This window comes from Sphingobium chlorophenolicum, from assembly GCF_000722875.1.
GTDB classification, from domain to species: domain Bacteria; phylum Pseudomonadota; class Alphaproteobacteria; order Sphingomonadales; family Sphingomonadaceae; genus Sphingobium; species Sphingobium chlorophenolicum.
Genome location: NZ_JFHR01000009.1, coordinates 112,571 through 125,219, shown reverse-complemented (window position 1 = coordinate 125,219; position 12,649 = coordinate 112,571). Strand labels below are relative to the sequence as shown.

The 12,649-nt window shown below is 64.0% G+C and carries 8 protein-coding genes; 4 read left to right on the top strand and 4 right to left on the bottom strand.

All coding sequences use genetic code 11. From position 1 onward, the window contains the following. Nucleotides 1-125: 125 nt before the first annotated feature. A complete protein-coding gene (locus tag BV95_RS05780) occupies nt 126-614 on the bottom strand; it encodes a hypothetical protein (protein WP_037448597.1) in 489 nt (162 codons plus the stop codon). A gap of 64 nt (nt 615-678) precedes the next feature. Beyond that, nucleotides 679-1,962, bottom strand: a complete 1,284-nt coding sequence (gene purD / locus BV95_RS05775) for a phosphoribosylamine--glycine ligase (protein ID WP_037448596.1) — start codon at nt 1,960-1,962, stop codon at nt 679-681. 7 nt (nt 1,963-1,969) lie between these two features. Between purD and xseA the strand changes: the two genes are divergently transcribed. The 4 genes from xseA to BV95_RS05755 all read left to right on the top strand — a co-directional run bounded on the left by xseA (nt 1,970) and on the right by BV95_RS05755 (nt 7,974). Then, entirely contained in the window at nt 1,970-3,469 is a 1,500-nt protein-coding gene (gene xseA, locus BV95_RS05770; protein ID WP_037448594.1) for an exodeoxyribonuclease VII large subunit, read from the top strand. A gap of 31 nt (nt 3,470-3,500) precedes the next feature. Further along, entirely contained in the window at nt 3,501-3,710 is a 210-nt protein-coding gene (locus tag BV95_RS05765; protein ID WP_037448592.1) for a DUF2093 domain-containing protein, read from the top strand. 15 nt (nt 3,711-3,725) lie between these two features. After that, the gene (locus tag BV95_RS05760; RefSeq protein WP_037448590.1) at nt 3,726-4,553 is read left to right on the top strand and encodes a M23 family metallopeptidase; all 828 of its coding nucleotides are present in this window, start codon (nt 3,726-3,728) and stop codon (nt 4,551-4,553) included. Nucleotides 4,554-4,689: 136 nt separating this feature from the next. Continuing rightward, the gene (locus tag BV95_RS05755; protein ID WP_156028577.1) at nt 4,690-7,974 is read left to right on the top strand and encodes a TonB-dependent receptor; all 3,285 of its coding nucleotides are present in this window, start codon (nt 4,690-4,692) and stop codon (nt 7,972-7,974) included. Nucleotides 7,975-8,078: 104 nt separating this feature from the next. Here the strand turns inward: BV95_RS05755 and clpB are convergent, their stop codons facing one another. Continuing rightward, complete coding sequence (gene clpB, locus BV95_RS05750; RefSeq protein ID WP_037448585.1) at nt 8,079-10,658, bottom strand: ATP-dependent chaperone ClpB; 2,580 nt, start codon at nt 10,656-10,658, stop codon at nt 8,079-8,081. Between the two features lie 103 nt (nt 10,659-10,761). Continuing rightward, nucleotides 10,762-12,396, bottom strand: a complete 1,635-nt coding sequence (locus BV95_RS05745) for a M28 family metallopeptidase (RefSeq protein WP_037448582.1) — start codon at nt 12,394-12,396, stop codon at nt 10,762-10,764. Between the last annotated feature and the right edge of the window lie 253 nt (nt 12,397-12,649).

Here is a 12,649-nt window from a genome sequence, read left to right as displayed (position 1 = left end):
TTCCCTCTCCCAGCGGGAGAGGGAGGGAGCCGTGCACAGCACGGCGGAAGGGTGAGGGCGAAAAGACGCGGAACACTAGCCGCCTTCTCCCACGCTGCTGAAAGCGCCCTTACCCGCCTGATCGCTCAAATCTTCCCATATTTGGCTTCGAACCCGGCGGTATCGCCAGCGGCGAGATATTTCGCTTGGTCGATCCACTGGTCGCGCACCGGGCGGCCTTTGAAATTGCCCAGCTTCGCATCGATGGCGGCGATGTCGCTGTCGCTCCACCCGGCGATCTGCGCATAGCGGGTGACGCCCAGTTCGATCAGCAGCGTATTCAGCTTGGGGCCGACGCCCTTCAGCTTCAGCAGGTCGTCCGCACCGCTGGAAAGGGTAGTGACGGCGGGCGAGACCGGGATCGGCTGCGGCGCGGCGGGTTCAGCCGGAGCGGCGACAGGTTCCGGCGCGACCGGCTCGAAGGCGACGGGAGCAGGCGCGGCCGCCTTCTTCACCTCCGCAGGCACAACAGGCTCGCTCGGCCGATTGCGTCCGGACAGCAGGAAGACGACGCCGATAATGACCAACAGCGCGATCAGCAGCCACAGGCCATAGTCCATGAAAAATTCCTGCATCGCTCGTCCCTCCCTGACTGAATTTGGCCTATTTAAGGGCGGTTGAGGGCGCGCCGCAAGAGGATCAGCGCGCTGCTTCCTCCCGCGCGACTTCCCGCCAGCCGATATCCCGGCGGCAGAAGCCGGTCGGGAAGCCGATGGCGTCCACCGCCCGATAGGCCGCCTCCTGCGCCGTCTTCACCGTTTCGCCGGTCGCGGTGACGTTCAGCACGCGGCCGCCATTGGCGACGATCGCGCCATCCTTGTCCGCCGTGCCCGCGTGGAACACCCGCGCCCCGCTGGCTTCCGCCGCATCGATGCCGCTGATCGCGCCGCCTTTTTCCGGCGTGCCCGGATAGCCGTTCGCGGCCATGACGATGGTCAGCGCAGTGCGATCCGCCAGTTGCACCGGCCCCTGTTCGGCCAGCCGCCCCTCCGCCACCGCCAGCAGCAATTCGACCAGATCGCCGTCGAAACGCATCATCAGCACCTGACATTCAGGATCGCCGAAACGGGCATTATATTCGATCAGCTTCGGCCCTTCCCCGGTCAGCATCAGCCCCGCATAGAGCACGCCGCTATAGGGCGTCCCCTCCGCCGCCAGCGTGTCGACCGTCGGACGGACGATCTTCTCGATCACCTCCGCCTCCAGTTCCGGAGTCAGCACCCGCGCCGGGCTGTAAGCACCCATGCCGCCGGTATTGGGACCAGTGTCGCCGTCGCCGACCCTCTTGTGGTCCTGCGCCGATCCGAAGGGCAGGATCGCGCTGCCGTCCGTCAGGGCGAAGAAGCTGGCTTCCTCCCCGGTCATGAACTCTTCCAGCACCACTTCCGCGCCCGCCGAACCGAACGCGCCGGAAAACATGTCCTCAATCGCCTCGACCGCCTGTTCCCGCGTTTCCGCGATGATGACGCCCTTGCCCGCCGCCAGCCCGTCGGCCTTGATCACCACCGGCAGCGCGAAATCGTCCAACGCGGCGATCGCGCCGTCCTTGCTGGTGACGCGCTCATAGGCGGCGGTGGGGATGCCCGCCCGCTTGCACAAATCCTTGGTAAAGCCCTTCGACCCTTCCAGTTGCGCCGCCTTCTTGCCGGGACCGAACACCGGATATCCCTTGACCCGCAGATTGTCGGCCAGCCCGTCGACCAGCGGCGCTTCCGGCCCGATCACCACCAGTCTGATCGAATGGCGCAGGCAGAAATCCACGACGGCGCGATGATCCGTGGCATCCAGGTCGACCAATGTCGCATGCTGGGCTATGCCGGGGTTGCCAGGCGCGGCATAAAGGGTGGAAAGGGCGGGCGATTGCGCCAGCTTCCACGCCAGAGCATGTTCGCGGCCGCCGCCGCCCAACAGAAGGATGTTCATTTCGCCCATGTCCCCGGAATATGAAGCTGGATATGATGTCTCGGGGCGCCTGTTAGCCGAGGAACGCTCAGGGGACAACGCGCCGCCGCTTTCGGTGAGCGAATTGTCGGCCCTGCTGAAGCGCGCGATGGAGGACCGTTTCGGTCATGTCCGCCTGCGCGGCGAGATTTCCGGCTTCAAGCGGGCGGGGTCGGGCCATATCTATCTCTGCCTGAAGGACGACAATGCCGTGATCGACGGCGTGATGTGGAAGGGCGGGGCGGCACGCCTGCCCTTCGCGCCGCAGGACGGGGTAGAGGTGATCGCCACCGGCAAGCTCACCACCTATCCGGGTCGTTCCAAATATCAGATCGTGATCGATCGGATGGAACTGGCGGGCGAAGGCGCGCTGATGGCGCTACTGGAAAAGCTCAAGCAGAAACTCGCCGCCGAAGGACTGTTCGACCGCGACCGCAAGCGCCGCCTGCCCTTCATGCCACGGGTGATCGGCGTCGTGACGTCGCCCACGGGCGCGGTGATCCGGGACATATTGCACCGGCTGGCGGATCGCTGCCCGACGCAGGTGCTGCTCTGGCCGGTGCTGGTGCAGGGGCAGGGCGCGGCGGAACAGGTGGCGCGGGCGGTGCGCGGCTTCAGCGCGATGCAGCCCGGCGGCCCCATCCCCCGGCCCGATCTGGTGATCGTGGCGCGGGGCGGCGGATCGATAGAGGATTTGTGGAGCTTCAACGAGGAAATCGTCGTCCGCGCCGTGGCCGAATGCTCGATCCCGATCATCTCCGCCGTGGGGCATGAAACGGACACGACGCTGTGCGACTATGCCGCCGACATGCGCGCCCCCACGCCCACCGCAGCGGCGGAGATGGCCGTGCCGGTGCGGGCGGAGCTGCTGGCGATGCTGACCGAACAAGGCTTGCGAATGGACCGGGCCGTGCGGCGCGGCGCGGCGCAGGCCCGCGAACGGCTGGACATGCAGGCGCGGCTGATGCCGACGCCCGACACGCTGCTTGCGCCCCAGCGCCAGCGGCTCGACCAATTGTCGGACGGCCTTGCCAGCGCCCTGCGGCACCGCATCGCCGATGCCCGCGCGCATCTGGGCCAGGCGAGCGGCGCGCTGCGCCCCGCGCTGCTGCGCCAATATGTCAGCCGCGCCGCCGAGCGCGTGGCCCGGCTGCAACTACGCCCCGATTATCTGGAGCGCGTCTATCGGGACCGGGCGACCGCCTTCGACCGGCTGTCGCGGCTCTTCACCTCGGTCAATCCCGACCTGCCGCTGCAACGCGGCTTTGCGCGGGTGATGGCGGGCGACCGGCTGGTGAAATCCGTGGCGGACGCGCAGGCGGCGGGCGCGGTCAGCCTGCACTTCCGCGACGGCGCGGTCGGCGCGACCATCGAAGGCGCCGCGCCCCTTGAGAAGCCGCCAGCCGAAGCTATATCGAACCCATCACGCCCCCCGCGCAAACCCCGCGAGGGCAAGGAAACCGGCCAGCAGGACCTGTTTTCCAGATGACCCCGTTGCGCAAGAAAGGCCGAGTGATCCCATGCTGATGTCCAACCGCAACCGCCCGGCCCGGCTGCACTATATGGCCTACAGCTTCCGCGTGCTGCAAACCGGCGACCATGTCGTCTGCGCCGTCAGTGGCCGGAAAATCCCGCTGGACGACCTGCGCTACTGGAGCATCGCCCGGCAGGAACCCTATGCCAGCGCCGAAATCTCCGCCCAGGCCGAATTGAAGGCCCGTGGCCTGTAAGATGCCGGTTCGTCCATGAAGGGCTGGATCGCCGCCGCCGCGCTGGCGATGACCGGCATGGCGGCTGGAGCTTCCCCGCCCGCGCAACCGATGCTGACCGGCCAGCCCGTCCAGGGCGGCACCCTGCTGGGCACCGCGCCCAAGGGAACCGCCGAACTACGCTTCGACGGGCAGCCAGTGCCGGTCGATGCCGACGGCCGTTTCCTGATCGCCTTCGACCGCGACGCGCAACCGCAGGCCCGCCTGACCGGACGCCTAGCCGACGGCACGCCGCTCGACCGCTCCCTCACCGTCGCGCCCCGCGACTGGCGAATAGAGCAGGTGAACGCCCCGCTGCGCCCCACCAAAAGCACCGAAGCCTTCCTCGCGCTACGCAAGCCGGAACTGGAACAGATCGCCGCTGCGCGCAATGTCGTAACGGACGCCCAGGGCTGGCGCCAGCGCTTCATCTGGCCCCGCACCGGCCGCATCTCCGGCCTGTTCGGATCGCAGCGCATCTATCAAGGCCAGCCCGGCGCCTATCATGGCGGCGTCGACGTCGCGGGCGCGCCAGGTGACCCCGTCGTCGCGCCCGCCGACGGCGTCGTGATCCTGGCCGCCGCCCACCCCTTCACGCTGGAGGGCAACCTGCTGATGATCGACCACGGCCACGGCCTCAACAGCGCCTTCCTGCATCTCTCGCGCATAGACGTGATTCAGGGCCAGCATGTGATTCAGGGGCAACGCATCGGCACCATCGGCGCGACCGGTCGAGCCACGGGACCGCATCTCCACTGGGGAATGAAGTGGAACGATGCGCGGATCGACCCGCTCCTCCTGGCGGGACCGATGCCAGCGAATTGAATTAATATTTCACGGAACTATAATTTTCTTCGTTCGTTGCGGCCCGCCGAATGCAAATATTTTCCCCGGAAACACAGGCCTATAACAAAGTTGTTATACGTCCGTTCAACGGCCATTCTATGCGATTGTGGCATATTTGCTACAGTTTCCGCCAAATGCGGATTTCGCCCCTCACCTCTGCTTTACACTTATAAAACGACTGCGCAGAGTATCGCGCAGCACGTGTGAAGAGGGTTTGCTGTCGGGCTCTTTTCGCCCTCTTCACGCGTCAAAAAAGAGCGCGCGGGTCAATCCGCGAACCTCCAGAGCAAGGGACTGGATAGTGAAGATATCATCGAAGAATGCGTTGCTGCGCGGAAGCGCGGCGTTGCAGGCGTTTGCCCTGCTGGGGGCAGGCGTCGTCGCCGTGGGAATGCATAGCGCTCCTGCATCCGCGCAGGGCCTGACTTCGGGCAGCTTGGATACGACCATCGTCGATCAGGACGGCAAGCCTGTTCCGAACGCCACCGTTACGGTGACTTCCGGGCAAGGCTATAATCGTCAGGTCACGACGGACGCGAACGGCCGTGCGTCGATTTCCGTGTTGCCGCTCGGCGCCTATGACGTCAGCGTGACCAAAGATGGCTTCGAATCGATCCAGAGCAGCCCGATTCAGGTCAGCCTTGGCGGCTCTGGCTTCAGTTTTCGCCTCTATCCCACCGGCACTGAATCGACCATCGTCGTAACGGGCGCCCGCGCGATCCAGGTCGACGTGTCGCGGGCCGCCACGGGCTCGGTGTTCAATGTGCAGGAAACCTTCGCGCGCATCCCGGTGCAGCGGTCGATCACGGGCATCCAGTTGCTCGCGCCTCAGTCCGGCTATGGTGACACGGCGTTCGACAACAACACTTCGCCTTCCAACGTCTCCATTGGCGGCGGCTCGGTTGCCGAAAACATCTTCTACATCAATGGCATGAACGTCACCAACTTCCGGACGGGTGTTGGCGGCGGCACGGTGCCGTTCGAATTTTACGATCAAGTCCAGATCAAGACCGGCGGCTATCAAGCCGAATATGGTCGCGCCACCGGCGGCGCCGTCATCGCCACGACCCGTTCGGGTTCGAACGAGATGAAGGGCGGCATGAGCATTTACTGGGAGCCTAGCTTCCTGCGCGACAATGCGCCCAATACCTATGCCGCGTTGAACCAGGATGATGAACGCCAGAATTACGAGGGCAATATCTGGGCATCTGGTCCGATCATCAAGGACCGCCTCTTCTTCTTCGGCTTCTTCAATCCGCGCTTCCGTAGCCGGTTCGACCGCACGACGGCTGTGACCAGCCTCAATCCTGACGGTTCGACTACCACGGCGCAGTCGCAGATATACTCGAAGAACAGCGAGCCATTCTTCGGCGGGAAGCTGGACTTCATTCCGGTGGATGGTCACCATCTCGAACTGACCTATTTCAAGAATAACGAGACTGAGCGGGGCACTTTCACCTCCTTCGTGACCAATACGCCAGCAGGCGGTACGCCCGGTGCGCCTGCCGCTTCGGCAACGCCTTTCGTCAGTCGGTATGGCGGTCAGAACATCATCGGCAAATATACGGGCGAACTGACGGACTGGCTGACGGTTAGCGCCCTTTATGGCGTCACGGACTATAAGCGTTCCAGCTCCGGTGCTCGGCCCTATATTGTCGATCAGCGCAGCGGTACGGCGGTCCAGGTTTCTGGACATCCTGACGGTACGGTCGAAACTGCCAAGGATAAGCGCAAGCTGTTCCGAATCGACGCCGACGTTCGCTTCTCGGCTCTGGGTGAGCATAATGTCAGGGCTGGTTTCGACCAGGAACGGCTCTATGCGGAAGCCAATGAATTCTATTCGGGCGGCGCTTATTATCTGCTCTACCCGACGCCGGGCGCTGCTGGTGCTCTGGGGGGGCTGATCCCCGCTGGCCAGCCTTATGTTCGCGAGCGTTTCCGCTTCGCTAATGGTTCGTTCAAATCGAAGAACACCGCCTTCTATATTCAGGACAGTTGGGACATCACCGATCGTCTTAACTTGGGTCTGGGCGTTCGGTCCGAAACCTTCCAGAACTTTGCCGGAAACGGCAAGTCCTTCACGAAGCTGTCCGACAATATCGCGCCGCGTCTCAGCGCGACCTATGACGCGTTCGGTGACGGGCGGACGATCTTCAACGCCTTCTTCGGCCGTTATTATCTGCCTGTTGCAGCCAACACCAACATCCGTCTGGGTGGCAACGAAACCTTCACGCAGGAATATTTCTACCTGAACGGTATCGATCCCAACACCGGTCTGCCGATCCTCGGCCAGTCGGTACGCTTCGATGTGTTGTCCAGCAGTAACGCGGATGAAGCGGACGCGCGGGTTCTGACCTCACAAAATCTGAAGCCGCAATATCAAGATGAAATCATCGTCGGCGTGAAGCAGCGCGTGGGCGATCGCTGGACCTTTGGCGTCAACTATATCCGCAAACGGCTGAAGTCGGTGCTGGAAGACGCTGATTTGTCCTGGAACATCGCGGCCTTCTGCGACACGCAAAACGTCGATGGTTGTCGCCCGGGTGAGACCCCGGCTGCAATCGGCGGCGGTGGCGATTATGTGTTGATCAACCCGGGGCGCGATATCGTGACCTATGTTGACCTGGTCGGCGACGGCAACCTGACCGAGATCACCATTCCGGCCGCGCTGAGCGGCTATCCGAAGGCCAAGCGTAAATATGATGCGGTCGAATTCACCTTCGATCGCGCATGGGATGGTCGCTTCTCGCTGGCTGGCTCCTATGTCTGGGCCAAGTCGCGCGGCAATTATGAAGGCGGAGTGAAGTCGGATAATGGGCAGGATGATACCGGACTGACGACTGACTTCGATGAACCCGGCTGGATGGACGGCGCGAACGGCTATCTGCCGAACGATCGCCGCCATACTTTCAAGGTTTATGGCTCCTATGCGGTGTCCGACAACTTCACCGTTGGCGTGTTCGGCTTCCTCCAGTCGCCCCGTCGCTATGGCTGTATCGGTGTCTATGATCCGGCCGTGGGTGGCGCGGGCCGTGCCATCACCAGCCTTGCTGGTTCCTGGTATTGCCGCACGCAGGTTGCTCCCGCGACGACGAACGCCCAGGGCGTTTCGCAGGGCGGCGTGCTCGAGGGCCAGTTCCCGACGTCGCTGATCGGCCGTGGTAATGCGTTCAAGAGCGACTGGCGCAAGCAGATCGACCTTAACCTGGTCTACAAGCTGCCGGTCATGGGCGGCCTGACGCTGCGCGCTGACGTCTTCAACGTCTTCAACTTCAAATCGAAGGTCGACTTCCGCGAAGTTGGCGAAACTGACGGCGGCACGGCTGATCCGAACTATGGCAAGGTCAGCGCCTATCAGACTCCGCGCTATGTGCGCCTCGGCGCTTCGCTGGAATTCTGATCCAACGTTCCAACTGCAAAAAGAAGGGGCGCTTCCGCAAGGAAGCGGCCCTTTTTCTTTCCGGCACAAAGCGCTCTAGCCTTTTGTCGGAGCGCGATTGCGCTTTACCCCAAACTCAATTCCAACCCCCCATCCCCCTCATCAACCCGCACGGTCGTTCCATCCGGCACCTCCCCGCGCAAAATCAAATCCGCCAGCGGATCCTGCAAATAACGCTGCACCGCCCGCTTCAATGGCCTCGCGCCATAGACCGGGTCATAACCGACCCGCCCCAACCACGCCCGCGCCCCGTCGGTCAGGTCCAGCGTGACCTTCCGGTCCTTCAACAGCTTCCCGATCCGCGCCACCTGAATATCCACGATCGGCGCCATATGGCTCGCGCCCAGGCGGTGGAACAGGATCACCTCGTCCAGCCGGTTCAGGAATTCCGGCCGGAAATGCGCCCGGACGATATCCATCACCTGATCCTCGACCTTCTCCACCGGCTCGTCATCGGCCAGCGACGCGATGAACTGGCTGCCCAGGTTCGACGTCAGCACGATGATCGTGTTGGTGAAGTCCACCGTGCGACCCTGGCCATCAGTCAGCCGCCCGTCGTCCAGCACCTGCAACAGCACGTTGAACACGTCGCCATGCGCCTTCTCCACCTCGTCGAACAGCACGACCTGATAGGGCCGCCGCCGCACCGCCTCGGTCAGAACGCCGCCTTCCTCATAACCGACATAGCCCGGAGGCGCGCCGATCAGCCGGGCGACCGAATGCTTCTCCATGAACTCGCTCATGTCGATGCGCACCATCGCGCTGTCGTCGTCGAACAGGAATCCGGCGAGCGCCTTGGTCAACTCCGTCTTGCCGACGCCCGTAGGCCCCAGGAACAGGAACGACCCCAGCGGCCGGTTCGGGTCCTGCAAACCCGCCCGCGACCGGCGCACGGCGGTCGACACGGCCTTCACCGCATCGGCCTGCCCGATCACGCGCTTGCCCAGTTCCGCCTCCATGGCGAGCAGCTTCTCCCGCTCGCCCTCCATCATCTTGTCGACGGGAATGCCGGTCCAGCGGCTGACCACCGAAGCAATATCCTCCGGCGTCACTTCCTCGCGCAGCATCGCGCCCTGGGTGACGTTCTGCGCCTCCTCCAGCTTGCGCTCCAGCTCCGGAATCCGCCCGTAAGCCAGCTCCCCCGCCTTCGCCAGATCGCCAGCCCGCTGCGCCTGGTCCAGTTCGACCCTCGCGGCGTCCAACTGTTCCTTCAGCTTGCTCTCGCCCGCAATCTTGTCCTTCTCCGCCTGCCAGCGCTGGGTAAGTTCGGCTGACTGCTGCTCCAGATTGGCAAGGTCTTCCTCCAGCGCCGCCAGACGATCCTGCGAAGCCTTGTCCGTCTCCTTCTTCAGCGCCTCCCGCTCGATCTTCAACTGGATGATCCGCCGGTCGAGCGTCTCGATCTCCTCCGGCTTGCTCTCCACCTCCATGCGCAGGCGGCTGGCGGCCTCGTCCATCAGGTCGATGGCCTTGTCCGGCAGGAAACGGTCGGTGATGTAACGATTGCCGAGCGTCGCCGCCGACACGATCGCGCCGTCGGTGATCCGCACCCCATGGTGCAGTTCGTACTTCTCCTTCAACCCGCGCAGGATGGAGATAGTGTCCTCCACCGTCGGCTCGCCCACGAAGACGGGCTGGAACCGCCGCTGCAACGCCGGGTCTTTCTCGACATATTTGCGATATTCGTCGAGCGTCGTCGCGCCGATGCAATGCAACTCGCCCCGCGCCAGCGCAGGCTTCAACAGATTGCCGGCATCCATCGCGCCCTCGGACTTGCCCGCGCCGATCAGCGTGTGCATCTCGTCGATGAAGAGGACGATCTGCCCCTCCGCGCCCTTCACCTCGTCCAGAACGCCCTTCAACCGCTCCTCAAACTCGCCGCGATACTTCGCGCCCGCGATCAGCGACCCCATGTCGAGCGCCATCAGCGTGCGGTCCTTCAACGTATCGGGCACGTCGCCATTGGCGATGCGCAGCGCCAGCCCTTCGGCGATGGCGGTCTTGCCGACGCCGGGATCGCCGATCAGCACGGGATTATTCTTGGTCCGCCGCGCGAGAATCTGGATCGTCCGCCGAATTTCCTCGTCGCGGCCGATGACGGGGTCCAGCTTGCCCATGCGCGCCGCTTCGGTCAGGTCGCGGGCGAATTTCTTGAGCGCGTCGTACCGATCCTCCGCCCCCGCCGTATCGGCGGTGCGCCCGCCGCGCAGAGCGTTGATCGCGGTGTTCAGCCCCTCCGCCTTCACCCCGGCCGCCGCCAAAGCCTTGCCCGCCGCCGTGGTGGTGGCAAGGGTCAGCGCCAGCAGCAGCCGCTCGACCGTGACGAAGCTGTCCCCCGCCTTGGCCGCGACCTGCTCGGCAGAATCCAGCACCCGCACCGCATCATTGTCCAGCCCCGGCGTCTGCTGCGCCCCGCTGCCCGATACCGCGGGCACCTTGGCCAGCGCCGCATCGGTTTCGCGCAGCGCCATGCCCGCATCGCCGCCCGCCGCCTTGATCAGGCCGGACGCCATGCCCTGCTGGTCCTCCAGCAGCGCTTTCAACAGATGCTCCGGGCCGATGCGCTGATGGCTCATCCGGATCGCGACGGTCTGCGCCGACTGTAGGAAACCCTTGGCGCGGTCAGTGAATTTTTCGAGGTTCATCATGTTCCCCTTCGTGAAGCTGGATCACGATGTAATGTTGCATAAAAGCCACACAAGAGGCCCTACGCAAATATCCTTATCCCGCTTCAATTCACCACATCATTCATGGTTTCACCGCCTTGGGCGCATCCGGCGCGAAGGCATCCCCAAAAAAATCCCCCTTGTACCAGAGCGGCGCCTGCGGCTCGTCCGCGATTTCGCGGGCGATGGCATAGTTCACCTTGGCGAACTTCGCCGCCGCCTCCCAGTGGAAGGGCAGGCTCATCTGATCGGACGGCTGGTGATAGTCAGTCTTCAGGAAATGTTCGAACGCCTCTTTCCCCGGCCCGGCGAACCCCGTCATCAGGAACACGGCGGGAATCCCCTCCTGCACGAAGCGATAATGGTCGGACCGGGTGAACAGCCCCTCGGACGGCAGCGGATCGGGCGAGAGCGAAACGCCTTCGGCCTTCGCCGCCTTCTCCACGATCGGCCCCAGGGTCGAATGATCGGCCCCGAAGGCGATCACATCCTGAAAATCATAAGTCAGGATCGGCATGTCGAGATTGACCACGCCCACCAGCTTGCCGCCAGCGGGCAACACCGAATTGCGGGCCAGATATTGCGAGCCGAGCAGCCCGTCCTCTTCCCCCGTGACCGCCGCGAACAGGATGGATCGTTTCGGCCGCTCGCCGCTCTCGATAAAGGCCTTCGCCACCGCCAGCATCGTCGCTACGCCAGAGGCATTGTCCATCGCGCCATTATAGACCTTGTCCGGTCCCTTGGCGCTTTCCCTGATGCCCAGATGGTCGAGATGCGCCATCAGCAGCACATATTCATGGGAAAGCGCCGGGTCGGAACCGGGCAGCACCGCCAGCACGTTGCGGCTGGGCGCAGTCTCCACGCTGCTGGCGCGGTCGATGCGGACGCCGGGCTTCAGCGCAAAGCCTTTGGGCCGCGCACCCTTCTTCTCCGCCTGGGCGCGGATCGCGGCGACGGTCTTGCCCGACCCGGCGAACAGCGCGTCCGCGGCCGCGCCGTGCACGGTGCCGGTGCCGCGAATGCCCGGGGTGCGGACATAGGGGTGGCCGTCCTTGTCGATCCAGCTCACCATCGGATTCTGCGCCCTTGCGCGCAGATTGTCCCAGGGCGTCCGGGCCAGCGTGGCGGCGGTGGGAATGGTGATCAGGCCGATGGCGCCCGCCTGCTGCGCGGCGAATGACTTTTCGGCGGCCAGATGCGCGCCGATCTCGCTCGGCATGCCGACCGGCGAGCCGGAAAGCGCGACCGCGAACTTGCCCTTCAGGTCCAGTCCGGCATAGTCGTCGATCTTCTGGCGGGCCGATTTCAGGCCATAGCCGACGAAAACCGCCTGCGCCTCCAGGCTCTGCTTCGGCTCGCGGCCGAAGGCGCCGATCGCGACGTCATCGCCATTGGTGAAGCGCCTTCCGCCGATGATCATGGAGGGGGCGGATGCCTTGTCGAGTTGCGCGACAGCCAGCGTCACCGGCTGATACCAGCTATCCTGCACGGCCTGCCTCAGGCCCAACGTCTCGAACCGCGCAGCGACATAGCGGGCTGCGATGTCATAACCCCGCGTGCCCGCATCGCGGCCCTCCAGCAGGTCGTCGGCCAGAAAGCCGATGTCGGCGCGAATGGCTTCCCCGGTAATGGCGGGGGCGGCTTCGGCGGAGGCGAGGCCGGGGGCGGCGAGGGCAAGGGCAAAGGTGGCAGCGAAGGCGAAGGAACGAAGGCGCATCGGGTGCGAAACCTCTATTTTATGGTTGGAAGAGGAGCCTAGCGCGCTGGTTCCATCTGTCCAGCGACCTCTCGCCTTTACCGTCATGCTGAACTTGTTTCAGCATCCATTTCGCCTCCAGCTCAGGTCCAGGAGGCTTGATGGATGCTGAAACAAGTTCAGCATGACGCCTGGAGGATGGGGCATCTCTCCCACATGCGTATTGCACGGCTAAAACGCCCCGCTATGCTGCCCGCCAATCCATGACCATCAT

Bases quoted from the DNA above. Each gene is read 5' to 3' on its own strand.
- xseA (WP_037448594.1), top strand. From the start codon at position 1,970: ATGTCCCCGGAATATGAAGCTGGATATGATGTCTCGGGGCGCCTGTTA.
- clpB (WP_037448585.1), bottom strand. From the start codon at position 10,658: ATGAACCTCGAAAAATTCACTGACCGCGCCAAGGGTTTCCTACAGTCG.
- BV95_RS05760 (WP_037448590.1), top strand. From the start codon at position 3,726: ATGAAGGGCTGGATCGCCGCCGCCGCGCTGGCGATGACCGGCATGGCG.
- purD (WP_037448596.1), bottom strand. From the start codon at position 1,962: ATGAACATCCTTCTGTTGGGCGGCGGCGGCCGCGAACATGCTCTGGCG.
- BV95_RS05765 (WP_037448592.1), top strand. From the start codon at position 3,501: ATGCTGATGTCCAACCGCAACCGCCCGGCCCGGCTGCACTATATGGCC.
- BV95_RS05780 (WP_037448597.1), bottom strand. From the start codon at position 614: ATGCAGGAATTTTTCATGGACTATGGCCTGTGGCTGCTGATCGCGCTG.
- BV95_RS05745 (WP_037448582.1), bottom strand. From the start codon at position 12,396: ATGCGCCTTCGTTCCTTCGCCTTCGCTGCCACCTTTGCCCTTGCCCTC.